The sequence below is a fragment of the Nonomuraea maheshkhaliensis genome (assembly GCF_039529435.1).
In the GTDB taxonomy this organism is placed as follows: domain Bacteria; phylum Actinomycetota; class Actinomycetes; order Streptosporangiales; family Streptosporangiaceae; genus Nonomuraea; species Nonomuraea maheshkhaliensis.
Genome location: NZ_BAAAMU010000184.1, coordinates 1 through 16174, shown reverse-complemented (window position 1 = coordinate 16174; position 16174 = coordinate 1). Strand labels below are relative to the sequence as shown.

The window sequence follows — 16174 nt, the reverse complement described above, 5'->3', positions numbered from 1 at the left end:
CGCCGAGGCGGCGCGCGCCGCCGAGGCGGGCTCGGCGGCCCGTACGGCGTGCGCCATCACACCTCGCTCATCGGCCGGGCGATCACGTCGCGGCGCTCGGGGTAGAAGCACGCGTGCTCCTGCGGTGCCCCGTCGGTGATGCGCAGCAGCGGCCGTTCGTCGGCGCACCGCTCGCCCCTGAACGGGCAGCGGCGGGCGAACAGGCAGCCCGCGTCGGACTGGCTCTCGTCCAGCGACTCCAGTGGCACCACGGGCTGCTCACCGGGCTGCTCCAGGCCGTGCAGCACGGGGATGGCCGACAGCAGCGACTGCGTGTACGGGTGCACGGGATCGGCGATGATCGTGTCCACCGCGCCGCGTTCGACGACCTGCCCCCGGTAGATGACGTACAGCTCGCCGTCGGCGCCGATGTAGCGGGCGGTGGCCACGTCGTGCGTGATGAACAGCACGCTGACCCCGAGCCGCTCGCGCAGGTCCTTCAGCAGCGCCAGGATGCCCAGCCGGAGCGAGACGTCGATCATCGACACGGCCTCGTCGGCGACCAGCATCTCGGGGTCCACGGTCAGCGCGCGGGCGATGACCACGCGCTGGCGCATGCCGCCGGAGAGCTGGTGCGGATAGCGCGACAGCACCGTGCCCGGGTCCAGCCCGACCAGCGACAGTACCTCGGCCGCCCGCTCCTCGATCCACGCCCGCGAGCGCCCGGTCTGCCCCGCCCGCAGGCTCAGCGGGGCGTGCAGCGTCTGGTGGACGGTCCTGGTCGGGTTCAGGGCCGAGTACGGGTCCTGGTGGATCATCTGGATCTTGCGGAAGTGCGGCTGGCGCTGCTTGTGCTTGAGCCCCGACATGGGGACGCCGCCGATCTCGATCTCGCCCTCGTCGTACGTCTCCAGCCCCGCGATGATCCGGCCCAGCGTGGTCTTCCCGCACCCGGACTCGCCGATGAACGAGGCCGCGCCGCCCTTGGGGATGGCGAAGTCCACGCCCCGCAGCGCCCGCACCTCGCGCGCGCCGAGCATCTTGCCCCGCTGCTTGAAGGTCTTGACGACCCCGGTCCCGGTGATCATGCGTGCTCCTTCACCGTCACGGCGTGGCAGGCGACCGTCCTCGGCCCGCGCTCGCCTTGGTCGACCTGGGGCGCGGGGTCCACGTCGTCGCAGACGTCCATGCGCAGGGCGCAGCGCTCCCTGAACACGCAGCCCTGCTTCGGCACGGTCGCGAGCGTCGGCGGGCGTCCCGGCAGCGCCCGCGCCTCGTCGATGTCGCCGACGAGCCGCGGGATGGCCCTGATCAGGCCGCGCGTGTACGGGTGCTGCGGCGCGCCGAGCACCTCCCTGGTGGGGCCCTGCTCGACCAGGCGGCCGCCGTACATGACGGCCAGCCGGTCGGCCACCTCGGCCACCACGCCGATGTCGTGCGTGATGACCAGCGTGGTCAGGCCGCGCTCGGCGTGCACCTCACGGATGATCTTCAGGATGTTCGCCTGGGTGATCATGTCCAGGGCGGTCGTCGGCTCGTCCAGCACCACCAGGTGCGCGTTGAGCACCAGTGCCAGCATGATGCCGACCCGCTGGCGCATGCCGCCGGACAGCTCGTGCTGGTGCGAGTCGAGCACCCGGGCGCCGTCCAGGCCCATCCGGCCGAGCAGCTCCTGGGCCTCGCGCACCAGGGCGCGCAGGTCCTCCACGCCGTGCGAGCGGCCCAGGTCGAGCAGCTGCTTGCCGACCGTCTTGAGCGGGTTGAGCGAGTTCTGTGCTGCCTGGAAGACGTAGCCGATGTGCCGGCCCCTGGCCTTGCGCAGCTCCTCGCCGGCCAGGCCGACCACGTCGCCGAGCCCGTCGATCTCGACGCTGCCTGACGCGATCCTGCCGGGCGGCTGGACGGCGTTGAGCAGCGACAGGGCCAGCGTGGACTTGCCCGAGCCGGACTCGCCGACGATGCCGGTGATCGTGCCGGGCTCCAGCGTGAGGCTGATGTCCCTGACGGCGGGCAGCTCGCCCGCGGGGGTCTTGTAGACGACCGTCAGGCCGCCGATGCGCACTCCCGGCGCTTGTGTACCCACCGTTACTCCTCGCGCAGCCGGGGATTGAAGATCTCGTCCATGGCGTCGACCACGAGCACGATGCCGAGCGTGAGCAGCAGGATCGCCAGCAGCGGCGCCAGCAGGTAGCCGAGCGCGTTCGGTGTGATCATGGCGCCGGCCTGGAACACGGCCAGGTTGAGCATGACGCCCCAGTTGTCCGACTCGTACGGCAGCACGCCCAGGAAGAACAGGCCCACCTGGGAGTACACGGCGCCGGTCACCGCGATGAGCATGTTCATCGCGATGTACGGCGCCATGCTCGGCAGCAGCTCCTTGCCGATGATGTGCGTCGTGGACAGGCCCAGCCCGCGCGCCGCCTCGATGAAGCCGCGCTCGCGCAGCGACAACGTCTGAGAGCGCACCGCCCTGGCCACGCCGCCCCAGCCGAGCAGGCCCAGCACCAGGCCCATCTGCAGCGGGCTGCCGAACTGCCACACGGTCGCCAGGACCAGCAGCAGCGGCAGGCCGGGGATCGTCAGCTTCATGTCGGTGAGCCGCATCAGCACGGTGTCCCAGCGGCCCCGCTTGAAGCCGGAGAACAGGCCGATCGCGGTGCCCACGACGACGGTGATGAGCGCGGTCACCGCGGCGGTGAGCAGCACGTAGCGCGAGCCGGTGATGACCAGCGCGAGCACGTCCCTGCCCTGCGGGTCGGTGCCGAACCAGTGCTCCCAGCTGGGCGCCTGGGTGATCGCGTTGGTGTCGGACGGCAGGTGTTCGGGCAGCACCATCGGCCCGACGACCCCCATGACGATGAAGCCCGCGATGATGACGACCCCGACCAGGCGGCTGGGCTTGCGCTTCATCACCCGCCAGACGCCGCGCCAGAAGTTGCGGCGCATCTCCGAGGCGGCCGAGCCGGTCTCCGGAATCAGCGTGGCACTCACGACGCCTCCTCTCCGCTGCGCACGCGCGGGTCGATGACCGTGTAGAACAGGTCGGCCACGATGTTGGCCAGGATGGTCCCGACGGTGATCAGCAGGAACGCCCCGCCCATCAGGGCGTAGTCGCGGTCGGTGACGCTGCTGATGAGCAACCAGCCGAGCCCCGGATAGTTGAAGATCTTCTCGATGAAGACCGCGCCGCCGAGCAGCAGGCCCAGCGACAGGGCCAGCATCGTGAACAGCGGCAGGATCGCGTTGCGCGCGATGTAGCGGAAGACGATCGAGCGCTTCACCCCGCGCAGCTCGGCGGCCAGGATGAAGTCGTCGCCGAGCACGGTGACCACGCTCGACTTCATCGCCAGCACCCATCCGCCGTAGGCCGACAGCGCGTACGTGAGCACCGGCAGCACCGCGTGCTCGACGAGCGAGCCGATGTACGGGCCGTTGAAGCCGGGCTCGTACAGGATGTCCACCGATCCGTCGGCGGGCAGGATGGGGATGAGCGTGGCGAAGATCACCACCAGCAGCATCGCCAGCACGTACTGCGGGATGCCGTGCAGCAGCGAGCCGGAGATCGACAGGGCGTCGCCGAGCTTGCCGGTGCGCTTGATGGCGGCGTACACGCCGAAGATGATCCCGACCAGGAAGCTCAGCAGCGTGCCCACCAGCACCGGGACGATCGTCCACTTGGCCGCGTCGGTCAGCACGTCGAGCACGGGAGTCCCCGGCCTGGTCACCGAGACGCCGAGGTCGAGGCGGAGCAGGCCGGAGATGTAGTCGGAGTACTGATGCCAGAGCGTGCCGTCCGGCTGGAAGCCGTACAGCACCTTGACGGCCTGCCTGGCCGCCTCCGGCGCCATCCCCTGCTCGATCAGCTTCTCGTAGCGGGCGGCCATGGGGTCGCCGGGGATGTTGTTGACGATGAAGAAACTGATCGTCGCGACGACCAGGATCATGACGAACCCGCGGGCCAGGTGGCCCGCGAGTCGCCGCGCGATGAGCGTCATAGGCTACTGCTTCGCCTTGATCAGACCTTGCTGGATCCACACGCCGGAGGGCAGGACGCCGGTGCCCATGCGCAGGACCTCGTCGTCGTGGGGCCAGCCGGTGAAACGGTTGTTGTTGACGAACTGGGTGTTGATGTAGTCCCAGAGCTGGATGACGGGCAGGTCCTGGTTGGCCGCCTTGGCCAGCTTGGCCATGATCGGCTTGGCGGCCTGCTCGTCGGCCGAGTTCAGCTGGCCGGTCAGCTCACCGGGGTTGATCTTCTCGCCGTCGACCTCGATCTCCTCGGGGCCGCCCATCCAGTTGCCGTTCTTGCCCGGCGCCGCGTGCGTGACCTTGCCCGCGACGTTGGTCCAGCCGTTGGAGGCGCCGTAGAGGCGCTGGAAGATGTCGTACGGCGCGGGGCCGAGCGCCATCAGCCAGAAGCCGGCGTCGTACTTGCCGGCGGCCAGCTCCTCCAGATAGAGCGGGTAGTCGGCGGTCGTCACGACCTCGGCGTCCACGCCTGCCTTGACGAGCTGGCTCTTGATGTTCTCCTGGGCCGACAGCCAGTCGGAGAACCCGGACGGCGCGTGCATGGACACCTTCCACGGCGAGCCGTCGGCGAGCGTCCACTTGCCGTCCTTCTTGACCAGGCCGGCCTCCTTGAACTCGGTCTCGGCCTTGGCCACGTCCGGCTTGTACTGCTCAAGCTGCGGCACGGTCTCGGGGATCCACGCCTGCGCGGCCTTCTGGTGGATGCCGCTCGTCGTCGCGGCGGGCGTGCCGCCCTCGGGCGAGGCGACCTTGGTGACCTGGTCGCGGTCGATCAGGTAGGCCAGGCCCCTGCGCACGTGGACGTTGTCGTACGGCTTCTTCGTCTGGTTGAAGGCCATGCCGACGGCGACGGGCGAGTAGCCCTTGATGACCTCGTTGCCCGAGGCCGCCTTGATCCGGTTCATCACGTCCGTCGGGGCGGCGGTGAAGCCGGCGTGGTCGAGCTTGCCCTGGGTCAGGTAGTTCCAGATCTGCTCGTTGCCGGTGTAGTTGAGGAACTTCACCTGAGCCGGGGCGACGTTCGCGGCGTTGTAGAAGTACTTGTTCCTGACCAGCAGCGCCTCGGAGGGGTTGACCCGCTCCAGCACGAACGGGCCGGCGGAGACGTCCTTCGGCGGGGCGAAGGCGATGACCTTCTCGCCCAGGGCGGTGACCTCCTCGCGGGCCTTCTCGGCGTCGGCGCCCTCACCGCGGGCGGCCTTCAGCTTGTCCCAGAAGTCCGCGGGGAGCACGCTGCTCCACACGTGCGAGGGCAGGACGGTGGTGTCGAGCACGCCGCGGGCGAACTTGGGGCTCGGGTTGGCCATGTCCTGGGTGATCTTCACGGTCTGCGGGTCGACGACCTCGACCTCGGCCGCCGCGCCGGCGGCGCCGGGCGTGACCGAGAAGGCCGTGCTGCCCTGCGTGTAGGCGATGCCGATGGACATCTTGACGTCCTCGGCGGTGACCGGCTTGCCGTCCGACCACTTCGCGTTCGGCTGCAGCTTGAGGGTGATGGCCGAGTTGTCCGGCGCGATCTCCCAGCTGGCCGCCAGACCCGGCAAAGCCTTGTTCGGGTCGGTCAGGTGGTTGACGACCCAGCCCAGCTTCATGGAGCTGTAGCCGGGGAAGGAGTTGCCCTTCGGGTTGTACGGGTTGGCCGGGGCCGACGCCTCAAGCCCTGGCCGGTTCACGTCGATCGTGGTGAAGAGTCCGCCTCCACCGCCGCCCGAGCCGCCGGACTTGTTGGTCGTACCGCCGCTGCACGCCGCTGTCGCGGTGGCAAGGCCCAGCAACGCCACTACCGCTGCCAGTCGCTTCATTTGCCGCTCCGGGGGATGTCTCTAGGGATTGACCGGACATTACGATCGCGTCGAACCAGCGTCAATAATCTCCAGTGGTTGTGAGGCTAATGTAACTTTCCTTCATGAGTGTACGAAGCGGTGCTAAGCGCCATCAAGCATTCGGTCAGGTCTTTACCAGGACGGCCGCGCCGTTGACCTGGTCCGCGGCCAGATCGGTCAGTGCCCGCGCGGCCTCCTCGAACGGATAGGCCGTCGTCGTCACCCGCGGCGGATGCGCCAGCGCGAGCTCCAGATACGCCCGCCCGTCGGCCCTGGTGTTGGCCGTCACGCTGCGCAGCGTCCGTTCCTGGAACAGGTGCCGCTCGTAGTTGAGCACCGGCACGTCGGTGAGATGGATGCCCGCCACGGCCAGAGTGCCGCCCCGGTCGAGCGCTTCGAGCGCCGGTGGTACCAGGGTACCCACGGGCGCGAACAGAATGGCCGCGTCGAGCGGCTCGGGCGGCCGGTCCCCTGCCGAGGCGGCGCCCAGGTCGAGGGCCAGGCGCCGGGAAGCCTCCGACCTGCTCACCGCGTGCACGGTGGCGCCCTGCGCGATGGCCGCCTGCGCGGTCAGATGGGCCGAGGCCCCGAACCCGTAGATGCCCAGCCGCCCGCCGGCGGGCAGGTCGCAGCGTGCCAGCGCCCGGTAGCCGATGATTCCGGCGCACAGCAGCGGGGCCAGCCACTCGGCGGGACGGTCGTCGGGCAGGGGATAGACGTAGCCGGCGGGCGCCACGAGATAGTCGGCGTAGCCGCCGTCGGCGTCCCACCCGGTGTAGGTGGAGCCGGGGCAGAGGTTCTCCATGCCGCGCAGGCAGTAACGGCACCGGCCGCACGTCGAGCGCAGCCAGGCCACGCCCACCCGCGCGCCGATCACCCCGGCCCCGCCTGCGACGCGGCCCACCACCTGGTGCCCGGGGGTGGTCCTGGGGCGCCGCGGGGCCAGGTCGCCCTCGGCCAGGTGCAGGTCCGTACGGCACACGCCGCATGCCTCCACCTCCACCAGGACCTCACCGGGCCCCGGCTCGGGAACCTCCCGCTCGATCAGCGCCAGCGGCCCCGACGCCATCGGCCCCGGCCGCTCCACCACCCAGGCACGCATGTCAGGACAGCCTGGAGAAGGCCAGCGACGCGTACAGCGCGGCCCCGTCGGGCAGCACCGCGTCGTCGAACTGCGCCTCGGGCGAATGGTTGTACGGCGCCGTCGCCGGGTCCCTGCCGGGCGGGCAGGCCCCCAGGAACACGAACGCGCCCGGCACGTTCTCCAGCACGTACGAGAAGTCCTCCGACCCCATCACCGGCTGCGGCGAGACGAAGTAGCGGCCGGGACCGAACAGCTCGTCGGCCGTCGCGCCCACGAACGCGGCCTCGTCCTGGTCGTTGACCGTCACCGGGTAGCCCATCCCGAGCGCCGTCTCCACCTCCAGCCCGTGCGCCGCCGCCACGCCCCGCACGACCTCCTCCAGCCGCCGCTTGACCAGCGCCCGGTTCTCCTTGCTGAACGTGCGCACCGTGGCCTCGAACCTGGCCTCGTCGGGGATCACATTGTCGGCCGACCCGCCGTGGAAGCTGCCCACCGTCACCACGACTGGGTCGAACACGTTGAACGTCCTGGTCACCATCGTCTGCATCGCGGTGACCATCTCGCAGCCCGCCTGGATCGGGTCCAGCGCCATGTGCGGGGTCGAACCGTGCCCGCCGCGCCCCTTCACCGTCACGGCGAACACGTCCGCCGCCGCCATGATCGGCCCCGGCCGCGACGCGAACAGTCCCGGCGGCAACATCGACGACACCACGTGCATGCCGTACGCCGCCACCGGCCGCGCCCCCGCCGCGTCCAGCACGCCCTCGCCGATCATCTGCTTGGCGCCGTCGTGGCCCTCCTCGCCCGGCTGGAACATGAAGATCACGTCACCGGCCAGCTCCTCCCGCCGCGCGCTCAGCAGGTGCGCCGCCCCCGTCAGCATCGCGGTGTGCAGGTCATGCCCGCAGGCGTGCATCTGGCCGGGCGATCGGGAGACGTAGGGCAGGTCGTTCTTCTCGGTCACGGGCAGGGCGTCCATGTCGCCCCGCAGCAGCACCGCGGGCCCCGGCCGGCCGCCCCTCAGCACGGCGGTGACGGAGCTGAGCGCCTTCCCCGTGGTGATCTCCAGGGGCAGCCCCTCCAGCGCCGCCAGCACCTTCTCCTGCGTACGCGGCAGGTGCAGGCCGAGCTCGGGGGTGGTGTGCAAGGAGTGCCTGAGCCGGACGAGCTCGTCCCGCATGTCCTGGGCGGATTCGATGAACGACATGAAGAACATTGTTCACGTGCCGGGCGGGAAGTCGATAAGGCGCGCTCGGTACCATGGGCCGCGTGACTCAGCGTAAGCGGATCGACTCCTGGTTGTCCGACATGGACGGCGTGCTCGTCCACGAGGGACGTCCTGTCCCGGGTGCGGACGAATTCATCAAACGGCTCAGCGAGTCCGGCCGGAAGTTCCGGGTCCTGACCAACAACTCGATCTACACGCAGCGCGATCTGTCGGTCCGCCTGGCCGGCGCCGGCCTCGACGTGCCCGCCGAGTCCATCTGGACCTCCGCGCTGGCCACCGCCCAGTTCCTCGACGACCAGCGGGCGGGCGGCTCGGCGTACGTCATCGGCGAGGCCGGGCTGACCACGGCGCTGCACGAGGTCGGCTACATCCTGACCGACCTCGACCCCGACTACGTGGTGCTCGGCGAGACCCGCACCTACAGCTTCACCCAGATCACCCGCGCCATCCGCCTCATCGAGGGCGGCGCCCGCTTCATCGCCACCAACCCCGACCCCATCGGCCCCTCCACCGAGGGCTCGCTGCCCGCCTGCGGCGCGGTCGCCGCCCTCATCACCAAGGCCACCGGCGTCGAGCCCTACTTCGTCGGCAAGCCCAACCCGCGCATGATGCGCAGCGCGCTCAACGAGATCGAGGCCCACAGCGAGACCACGGCCATGATCGGCGACCGCATGGACACCGACATCGTCTCCGGCATGGAGGCGGGCCTGTTCACCATCCTCGTCCTCACTGGGGTCACCCAGCGCCACGAGATCGACCGCTTCCCCTACCGCCCCTCCTTGGTCGTCGACTCCGTGGCCGATCTCATCGACCTGATCTGATCTTGCCGTCCGGCCCCGCCGGGGGAAAATCCTCTACCTCGCTGAGATGGCGGGCGGACAGATCCTCACCCGCCGTTGTCCTCCGGGTGGCAGGGGTGCTCACAGGCTGCGACGATGTCCTGACAGCATCGGAGACAGCCGGCAAAGGGCGGGGTGGCGTGGACGTACGGGCTGAGCTGCTCGACTTGAAACTTCGCGTCGAGGATCTCGAGACCACCATGGAGCACGGTGGCGAACTCGAACGGCAGGTGATTCTCCTGCACGAGATCGCCGAACGGTCCATGAAGCTGCAGGCGGGGCTCGCGACGATGCAGAGCCAGATCGACCAGGCCGTGGTGGAGTTCACCGAGGAGTTCGCCGCCATGGGCATCGAGGTCGAGAGCGTGCGGAGGGCGATGACAGAACGCCCGGACCTCATCGAGGAACTGCGGGCCCAGCTCTCCATCGAGGTCGACAAGTTCAGGAAGCAGTGGCGGCGCGAGTTCGACTTCCTGCGATCCGAGGCGATGGACATGAACATCAAGCTCGACCGGCTGCTGAAGCGCACGCCCTGAGACGCGTGACGGCCACCGTGACGGCCACGGAGGCGGCCACCGTGACGGCCACGGAGGCGGTCCCGGCTAGAGCGACAGCGCCGGTTCCATGACGTCCGACGGGCACAGCCGCCGGATCACGGCGCGCACCTGATCGCGCAGGTCGGGAGCGATCAGCTGGCCGTCGTCGCCGAAGAGCGGCCAGGCGGGTGAGATCACCAGCTCGGCCCCGCTCACGACGGCGCCCGCCCCCAGCAGTTGCTTGTAGAGCTCCGCCTGCGCCCACATGGCCCCGCAGGCGCGCGCGCTCGCGCTCATCACCGCCACGTGCTTGCCCGACAGCCCGTCCCTGGCCGACATCCAGTCCAGCGTGTACGTCAGCTCCAGCGGCAGCAGGCTGTGCTCGGGAGCGGTCAGCAGCACCCCGTCACCGCCCGCGACCAGGGTGAGCAGCTCGCGTGCCGCGGCCGGCACCGGCCCGCTCCGGTACGGCGGGATCTCCTCCAGCCCGCGCCACACCTCGAACCCGACGCTGTCCGGCAGCTCGCCGCCCGCTGCGTCCAACAATCTGGTGATGAATGACCCCGCGTGGAGACTGGCGGCGATCCCGATGATTTTCACCCACTGCTCCCAAGGGGTTCCGGTGTTACCGAGAACCTGCCCGATGCCTCGGATGTCCAAGACCACGGCCGGGTCAAGAGGCGCACAGTCTTTGCCGTACGTGGGGACACGCTGGTAGATCCGCCTACCGGGCGCCCTCGGGATCGCCTGCCGGGGAAGCGCCTACCGGGCGCCGGTGCGTTCGTCGGAGGCGCGGGGGCGGCGGAAGACGAGCGCCAGCACCCGCAGCCCCAGGATCGCCGGGATCACCAGCAGGTTGTAGCCGATGAGGTGGAGCAGGCTCGTCGTGCCCACCAGCGGGGTCCCGCCCTCGGTGCCGAGGAGGATCACCGCCATCAGCCCGGCCGTGGCGCCCAGCACCGTGAGCAGCACCTGGTGCAGCAGCCCGGTCACGTAGCGGCGGTCGCGCTCGTCGGCCAGCAGCCGCACGTTGACGGTGAAGCGGCCGTGCTCGGCGGCGCTGGCGATCCGCTCGACCCGGCGCGGCAGGCGGCGCAGCATGGGCACCAGCGCGGTCAGCTCCTGGGTGAGCGACTCCTTGATCGTCTCGGGGGTGACCTGCTCGCTGAGATAACGGCCGGCGAACGCGCGGGCCTCGCCGATCAGGTTGAAGCCGGGCGACAGGCGCACCAGCGTGCCCTCCAGCGTGGCCAGCGCGCGGAAGACGGCGGCCACCTCGGGCGGGATCGACAGGCCGTACTCCGAGACGATCGTGAACAGGTCGGTGAACATCCGCGCGCTGTCCATGCCGGGGCCCAGGTGCCTGGCCATGAACTGGCCGAGGGCCCGTTCGAGCGCGGGCTCGTCGATCTCCTCCGGCCTCGGCACCACCTCAAGCAGCGCGTCCGTGACGCCCAGCGGGTCCTGGCGGTTCATGGCGAGCAGGAAGCGCTGGAGGGCCGAGCGTACGGAGGCGTCGAGCCGGCCGACCGAGCCGAAGTCGAGCAGGCCCAGCGTGCCGTCGTCGAGCAGCATGAGGTTGCCCGGGTGCGGGTCGGCGTGGAAGACGCCTTCGACGAGGATCTGCCGGAGCAGGCAGTCGAGCAGGTCGCGGGCCAGGCGCGGCCCTTCCTCCGGGTCCGCCGCGGTGATCGGCCGGCCCGGCAGGCGCTCCATGACCAGCACCCGCTCCGAGCACATGGAACCGACCGGCGCGGGGTAGGCGACGGCCGTCCCGCCGCCTCTGGAGCCGCTCAGGAGGCCGCCAGAGCCGGCTGGGCTCTCAGCGTGGCCGGCGGCGGTCCCGGTGGGGCCGGCTGCGGTCTCGGCGGTGGTCTCGGCGGTGGTCTCGGCGGCGCGTGGGGTGCCGCGGGAGGCGGAGACGGCGGCCATGTTCGCGGCCTCGACGCGGAAGTCCAGCTCCTCCCTGATCGCCGTGGCGAACCCCTCGGCCAGGTCGCGCAGGCCGAGCGAGCGCCCCCATCGGGTCCTGCTCTCCAGCGTGGCGGCCAGCCGCCGGACGATCTCCAGGTCCTTGCCGACGACGGCCTCGATGCCCGGCCGCTGCACCTTGACCACGACGTCCGCGCCGGAGCGCAGCCGGGCCGCGTGCACCTGCCCGATCGAGGCGGCGGCCAGCGGCGTCCGGTCGAACTCGGCGAACACCTCGTCCACCGGCCCGCCCAGCTCCGCGCGCAGCACCGGCTCGATCCGCTCCCACGGGGCCGGGGAGACCTGGTCCTGCAGCCGTCCGAGCTCCTCGACGAATTCGGCGGGCAGCAGGTCGCGCCGGGTGGACAGCACCTGCCCGAGCTTGACGAACGTCACCCCGCCGTCGTCCAGCGCGGCACGCAGCGACGCGGCCAGGCGCAGTTTGCCCGACCGGTCGTCCAGCCGCTCGCCCCGCCCACGAAGGTAGGGGCCGAGGCCGTGCCTGACGGCGATCCTGGTGATCTGGGAGTAGCGCCGGCCCCGCGACAGCCGGCCGCGTACGGACCTGGCCAGCTCCAGCGGCCCCGGCAGCGAGCCGGGCGGCACCAGCGCCTCGGCCACCACCAGCACCGTCATCGGGATCAGCACCATGCACATGAGGACCAGCAGGAGCAGTCCCAGGGCGGCCGCGTCGGGCGGCTGCCCGCCGTCCATCGGGCCGATCGTGCTCAGGATCGGCTCCAGCACCGGCTGCGCCAGCCCGAACGCGAGCAGCGCGGCCAGGAACGTGCGCAGCGCGCCGAACCTGACATCCAGCAGCCGCTGCGTCGCGACCGCGAGCAGCATGATGGTCAGCAGGGTGGCGATCCCGACGACCACCGCGGTGGGAAAGTCCATGGGCCAGGATCCTCCCACGCCGACACGACTGTCCGGTCGTGTTCCATGTCAGGGAGGATCGACCGGCTCGTACCGGTATCGCCGGGCGAGGGCGCGCACGCCCGGCGTGTTCGGCTAGCCCTGGGCGGCGGCGCGGGCGCGGCGCTCCTCGCGGCGCTCGACGAACCTGGCGGCGGTGGCCTCGGTCCTGGCCAGGTACCCGGACAGCTCCTCGCGCGCCTTCTCGCCCTCGGCGTCGAGGCCGGTCTTGTCGAACACCGCCCACTGGCGCAGCACCGGCATGAGCACGTCGTCGAGGTGCAGTCGCAGGTCGTAGATGCCCTCGTTGGCGATGATCAGGGCCTTGCGGGCGAACCCGGCCATGCCCTGGCCGGGCATCTGGAAGGTGGTGACCACGTCGGTCACCGCGCGCATCGTCTGGTTGGGGTCGAGCTCGAAGGCCGCCTTGAGCAGGTTGCGGTAGAAGAGCATGTGCAGGTTCTCGTCGGCGGCGATCCTGGCCAGCAGCCGCTCGCAGCCCTCGTCGCCGGAGGCCCGGCCGGTGTTGCGGTGCGCGATGCGGGTGGCGAGCTCCTGGAAGGAGACGTACGCGAGCTGCTGCAGCATCGTGTCGTACTCGGTGACGAACCCGCTCTCCATGTGCGCCATGCGCGCCCGCTCCAGCGCCACGGGGTCGACGGCGCGGGTGACGGTGAGGTAGTCGCGGATGGCGGTGCCGTGACGGTCCTCCTCGGCCGTCCAGCGGTGCACCCACGTGCCCCAAGCGCCGTCACGGCCGAAGGTCGTGGCGATCTCGTGGTGATAGCTGGGCAGGTTGTCCTCGGTGAGGAGGTTGACGATGAGCGACACGCGGGCCGCTTCCGGGATCTTGGAGTCGGCGTCCTGCCACGCCTCGCCGTCGTAGATGCCGTCGAAGTCGCGGCCCTGGCTCCACGGAACGTACTCGTGCGGGAACCACTCCTTGGCCGTCTTCTCGTGCCGGTCGAGCTCTCCCGAGACCACGGGTTCGAGCTCGTGGAGGAGTTCCGTCTGAGTCATCACCATCTATGATCTTCTCCTTCAGGTTACGGTACCGTAGGTTAGGCTACCCGAAGGACATACCGGTCAAATAGGGTGGATGTATGCGACCTAGTGTCCGTGGAGTCCTGCTCGACCATGACGAGCGGCTGGTCCTGTTCCGGCGGACGGTACCGGGGCGCCCGCTCTACTGGACCGTGCCCGGTGGGCACGTCGAGCCCGAGGACGGCTCGCTGGAGGACACCCTGCACCGGGAGCTGCTGGAAGAGCTCGGCGCGACGGTGTACGCGGTGACGCCTCTGGTCAGCGTGTCGTACCCGTGGCGGGGAGAGGTCAAGACGCAGCACGTTTTCGGTTGCCGGCTCGACACGATGGACCCGGAGCTGCGGCACGGGCCGGAGTTCGAGGACCCGGCGTACGGGCTGTACGAGGTGGAGCACGTTCCCCTGGCCCGCTCGGAGCTGCACGCCAGGAATCTGATCCCGCAGGCCGTGGCGGGCTATCTCGCCGCTCTCGTCACCCGGCTGCCCCGCCTCATCCCCTGAGAGCTCAGGGGTCGCGGCGCAGGCGCTTGACGTCGGAGCGGTGCTTCTTGGACCTGATCCGCCGCTCGACGGCGCCCCTGCTGGGCTTGGTGGCCCGGCGGCGCTTGGGCGGCGGCGCCACGGCCTCGCGCAGCCGCTGCGCCAGGCGGTGCCGGGCGGCCTCCCGGTTGCGCAGCTGGGAGCGGTATTCGGAGGCGGCGATCGTGATCGTGCCGGAGCCCAGCCGCTCGATCGCCCGCGCCTTGAGCGCCGGGGTCAGCGCGGTGGTCGCGGCCACGTCGAAGGTCAGCTCCACCCGGCTGTCGGTGGTGTTGACACCCTGGCCGCCCGGACCCGAGGAACGCGAGAAGCGCCAGACGAGCTCGATGTCGGGGATGACGATCGAGTCGTTGACGACCAGCGGGCCGGGCATGGGTGGAGCTCCTGTTCGCGTGCGTTCTGCAGTGACATGTCACCGTATCGGGACGGCCTATGCCGCCCCCAGTGATTTTCTCCCGCTGGAACCTGGTTGACGGCCGGGTGCAAGCGGCGTATGCCAATATCGCGCGAGAGGATCACGGGGTTGGGGAGGCGCGGATGGCGGTCATCGTCGGCGTTCACGGGATCGGCAAGTACAACTATTACCTCCAGGCCGGCCGGTCCGCCACGGGCGCGGCCGAGGCGATGCGGCGCAAGTGGGACCGCTACCTGCACGCCGCGCTCGGCGGGGAGGCGCGGGCGTACTTCGCCGAGATCGCCTACTTCTCCCACCTGCTGCACGACGGCGCCCTCGACGACGCGGACGCGGACACGGCCGTGCCGCGCCGGGCGGCCGCCGCCATGGAGCTGCAGGCCCAGCAGGTGGTCATCGGCTGGGCGCGCAACTTAGGAGTGGGCGAGCACGTCACCGGCGTGCTCAAGTCGGCCACCGGCTGGCTGCTGGACCGGCTGGACGGCAGGTCGGCGGCGTTCGCCAAGCTGTTCGCGCCGGAGGTCGCCGCCTACCTCACCGACGCGGCCAAGCGGGAGAAGTCCCGGCAGGTCGTGGCGGAGGTCATCCGGCGAAACCGGCCCAAGGTGGTCATCGCCCACTCGCTCGGCAGCGTGGTGACGTACGAGGCCCTGTGGGCGAACCCCGAACTGAAGGTCGACCTGCTCATCACCCTCGGCAGCCCGCTGGGCATGCGCAACGTCGTCTTCGAGCGCCTCCTGCCCGCCCCCGTCAACGGCCGTGGCGAGCGGCCCCGAGGGGTCGGGCGCTGGGTGAACATAGCCGACAAGGACGACATCGCGGCCATCCCGCCCGCCCTGGCCGCCAGCTTCACCGGCGTGGACGTCGAAGAGCTGGTCAACCTCGACTGGATCGACTTCCACACCGCCGAGAAATACCTGGGCTGCCCGGCGCTCGACCCGCATCTGCGACCATTCGTGGCATGACGTGGATTGTCTTCGACTACGGCGGTGTCCTGTCCCTGCCCCAGCCCGAGTCCGACGCCGACGCGATGGCGCGGGCCGTGGGTGCCGAGCCGGGCCCGTTCAAGCTCGGCTACTGGGAGCACCGCCTGGAGTTCGACCGGGGCGGCCTCAGCCCGCACGCCTACTGGTCGGCCGTCCTGGGCAGGCCCGCCACCACGACCGAGGTCGCCCGGCTGGTCGCCAGGGACGTGGCGAGCTGGGCCTACCCCGACGAGGGCACGGTCGCCCTGCTCGACGACCTGCTCGCGGCCGGCCGCGACGTGGCGCTGCTGTCGAACGCGCCGATCTGCGTCGGTGACGGCCTCGACGAGCTGCCCTGGATCGCCGCGATCGGGCACCGCTTTTACAGCGGCAGGATGGGGGTGGTCAAGCCCGACCGGGCGATCTACGACCGGCTGGCCGCCGGGCTCGGGGCCGATCCGTCCGAGATCGTCTTCATCGACGACCGGGAGGAGAACGTCGAGGGCGCGCGGCGGGCGGGCATGACCGGCGTGCACTTCACCGACGCCACCGCCCTGCGCGCCGCACTCCCCGACGTGCCGGGCTCCGTCCACTGATCTTTGTCCTGCTCTGTCCATTTTGCGGATGGAACGACCGGACCGATGCTGTTCACCCACGCTTGACTCCGTTGTCACGACGGAGTCAGCGCGGGCGGCGATACCTGATGACGTGGACCGCAGAGCCTTCCTGACAGCGGCGACAGCCGGCCTCCTCCTCCCGCAGCCCGCCGGCGAGGTCGGCGAAGCGGGCGGCGAGTTCGCCCTGCCGTCC

General features: G+C 70.5%; 16 protein-coding genes. 5 read left to right on the top strand and 11 right to left on the bottom strand.

Annotation, left to right across the window (positions count from 1 at the left end):
- Nucleotides 1-56: 56 nt before the first annotated feature.
- The 7 genes from ABFX54_RS52750 to ABFX54_RS52720 all read right to left on the bottom strand — a co-directional run bounded on the left by ABFX54_RS52750 (nt 57) and on the right by ABFX54_RS52720 (nt 8122).
- A complete protein-coding gene (locus ABFX54_RS52750; RefSeq protein ID WP_346114852.1) occupies nt 57-1067 on the bottom strand; it encodes an ABC transporter ATP-binding protein in 1011 nt (336 codons plus the stop codon).
- Nucleotides 1064-2062 (bottom strand): ABC transporter ATP-binding protein, encoded by a 999-nt coding sequence (locus tag ABFX54_RS52745; protein ID WP_346114851.1) that lies wholly within the window; start codon nt 2060-2062, stop codon nt 1064-1066. The genes ABFX54_RS52750 and ABFX54_RS52745 overlap by 4 nt, the downstream gene beginning before the upstream one ends.
- A 2-nt stretch (nt 2063-2064) precedes the next feature.
- On the bottom strand, nt 2065-2970 hold the full coding sequence (locus ABFX54_RS52740; protein ID WP_346114850.1) for an ABC transporter permease: 906 nt from the start codon (nt 2968-2970) through the stop codon (nt 2065-2067).
- On the bottom strand, nt 2967-3974 hold the full coding sequence (locus tag ABFX54_RS52735; protein ID WP_346114849.1) for an ABC transporter permease: 1008 nt from the start codon (nt 3972-3974) through the stop codon (nt 2967-2969). The genes ABFX54_RS52740 and ABFX54_RS52735 overlap by 4 nt, the downstream gene beginning before the upstream one ends.
- A 3-nt stretch (nt 3975-3977) precedes the next feature.
- A complete protein-coding gene (locus ABFX54_RS52730; protein WP_346114848.1) occupies nt 3978-5810 on the bottom strand; it encodes an ABC transporter substrate-binding protein in 1833 nt (610 codons plus the stop codon).
- A 145-nt stretch (nt 5811-5955) separates the two neighbouring features.
- Nucleotides 5956-6933 (bottom strand): zinc-dependent alcohol dehydrogenase family protein, encoded by a 978-nt coding sequence (locus tag ABFX54_RS52725; protein ID WP_346114847.1) that lies wholly within the window; start codon nt 6931-6933, stop codon nt 5956-5958.
- Nucleotide 6934: 1 nt separating this feature from the next.
- On the bottom strand, nt 6935-8122 hold the full coding sequence (locus ABFX54_RS52720) for a M20 metallopeptidase family protein (RefSeq protein ID WP_346114846.1): 1188 nt from the start codon (nt 8120-8122) through the stop codon (nt 6935-6937).
- Nucleotides 8123-8175: 53 nt separating this feature from the next.
- Here ABFX54_RS52720 and ABFX54_RS52715 point away from each other — a divergent pair, with 53 nt between their 5' ends.
- Both ABFX54_RS52715 and ABFX54_RS52710 read left to right on the top strand, forming a co-directional pair.
- Entirely contained in the window at nt 8176-8964 is a 789-nt protein-coding gene (locus tag ABFX54_RS52715) for an HAD-IIA family hydrolase (RefSeq protein WP_346114845.1), read from the top strand.
- Between the two features lie 158 nt (nt 8965-9122).
- Entirely contained in the window at nt 9123-9518 is a 396-nt protein-coding gene (locus ABFX54_RS52710; RefSeq protein ID WP_346114844.1) for a hypothetical protein, read from the top strand.
- A 66-nt stretch (nt 9519-9584) separates the two neighbouring features.
- Here the strand turns inward: ABFX54_RS52710 and ABFX54_RS52705 are convergent, their stop codons facing one another.
- The 3 genes from ABFX54_RS52705 to ABFX54_RS52695 all read right to left on the bottom strand — a co-directional run bounded on the left by ABFX54_RS52705 (nt 9585) and on the right by ABFX54_RS52695 (nt 13430).
- Nucleotides 9585-10118: an NADPH-dependent FMN reductase gene (locus tag ABFX54_RS52705; RefSeq protein ID WP_346114843.1), complete on the bottom strand. Its 534-nt coding sequence runs from the start codon at nt 10116-10118 to the stop codon at nt 9585-9587.
- 162 nt (nt 10119-10280) lie between these two features.
- On the bottom strand, nt 10281-12386 hold the full coding sequence (locus tag ABFX54_RS52700; protein WP_346114842.1) for an ABC1 kinase family protein: 2106 nt from the start codon (nt 12384-12386) through the stop codon (nt 10281-10283).
- Nucleotides 12387-12500: 114 nt separating this feature from the next.
- Nucleotides 12501-13430, bottom strand: a complete 930-nt coding sequence (locus ABFX54_RS52695) for an acyl-ACP desaturase (RefSeq protein WP_346114841.1) — start codon at nt 13428-13430, stop codon at nt 12501-12503.
- 77 nt (nt 13431-13507) lie between these two features.
- Here ABFX54_RS52695 and ABFX54_RS52690 point away from each other — a divergent pair, with 77 nt between their 5' ends.
- Nucleotides 13508-13948: an NUDIX domain-containing protein gene (locus ABFX54_RS52690; protein ID WP_346114840.1), complete on the top strand. Its 441-nt coding sequence runs from the start codon at nt 13508-13510 to the stop codon at nt 13946-13948.
- Between the two features lie 4 nt (nt 13949-13952).
- On the opposite strand, the gene arfB is transcribed toward ABFX54_RS52690, so the two are convergent.
- A complete protein-coding gene (gene arfB / locus ABFX54_RS52685) occupies nt 13953-14360 on the bottom strand; it encodes an alternative ribosome rescue aminoacyl-tRNA hydrolase ArfB (RefSeq protein ID WP_346114839.1) in 408 nt (135 codons plus the stop codon).
- A gap of 164 nt (nt 14361-14524) precedes the next feature.
- On the opposite strand from arfB, the gene ABFX54_RS52680 reads away from it, so the two are divergent.
- Nucleotides 14525-15364 carry a hypothetical protein gene (locus ABFX54_RS52680; RefSeq protein WP_346114838.1) on the top strand — a complete coding sequence of 280 codons (840 nt, stop codon included), beginning with the start codon at nt 14525-14527 and terminating at the stop codon, nt 15362-15364.
- Entirely contained in the window at nt 15361-15960 is a 600-nt protein-coding gene (locus tag ABFX54_RS52675; protein WP_346114837.1) for an HAD family hydrolase, read from the top strand. The genes ABFX54_RS52680 and ABFX54_RS52675 overlap by 4 nt, the downstream gene beginning before the upstream one ends.
- The last annotated feature ends 214 nt before the right edge of the window (nt 15961-16174 follow it).

Bases quoted from the DNA above. Each gene is read 5' to 3' on its own strand.
- ABFX54_RS52675 (WP_346114837.1), top strand. From the start codon at position 15,361: ATGACGTGGATTGTCTTCGACTACGGCGGTGTCCTGTCCCTGCCCCAG.
- ABFX54_RS52680 (WP_346114838.1), top strand. From the start codon at position 14,525: ATGGCGGTCATCGTCGGCGTTCACGGGATCGGCAAGTACAACTATTAC.
- ABFX54_RS52750 (WP_346114852.1), bottom strand. From the start codon at position 1,067: ATGATCACCGGGACCGGGGTCGTCAAGACCTTCAAGCAGCGGGGCAAG.
- ABFX54_RS52720 (WP_346114846.1), bottom strand. From the start codon at position 8,122: ATGTCGTTCATCGAATCCGCCCAGGACATGCGGGACGAGCTCGTCCGG.
- arfB (WP_346114839.1), bottom strand. From the start codon at position 14,360: ATGCCCGGCCCGCTGGTCGTCAACGACTCGATCGTCATCCCCGACATC.
- ABFX54_RS52730 (WP_346114848.1), bottom strand. From the start codon at position 5,810: ATGAAGCGACTGGCAGCGGTAGTGGCGTTGCTGGGCCTTGCCACCGCG.
- ABFX54_RS52715 (WP_346114845.1), top strand. From the start codon at position 8,176: ATGGGCCGCGTGACTCAGCGTAAGCGGATCGACTCCTGGTTGTCCGAC.
- ABFX54_RS52725 (WP_346114847.1), bottom strand. From the start codon at position 6,933: ATGCGTGCCTGGGTGGTGGAGCGGCCGGGGCCGATGGCGTCGGGGCCG.
- ABFX54_RS52700 (WP_346114842.1), bottom strand. From the start codon at position 12,386: ATGGACTTTCCCACCGCGGTGGTCGTCGGGATCGCCACCCTGCTGACC.
- ABFX54_RS52690 (WP_346114840.1), top strand. From the start codon at position 13,508: ATGCGACCTAGTGTCCGTGGAGTCCTGCTCGACCATGACGAGCGGCTG.
- ABFX54_RS52695 (WP_346114841.1), bottom strand. From the start codon at position 13,430: ATGGTGATGACTCAGACGGAACTCCTCCACGAGCTCGAACCCGTGGTC.
- ABFX54_RS52735 (WP_346114849.1), bottom strand. From the start codon at position 3,974: ATGACGCTCATCGCGCGGCGACTCGCGGGCCACCTGGCCCGCGGGTTC.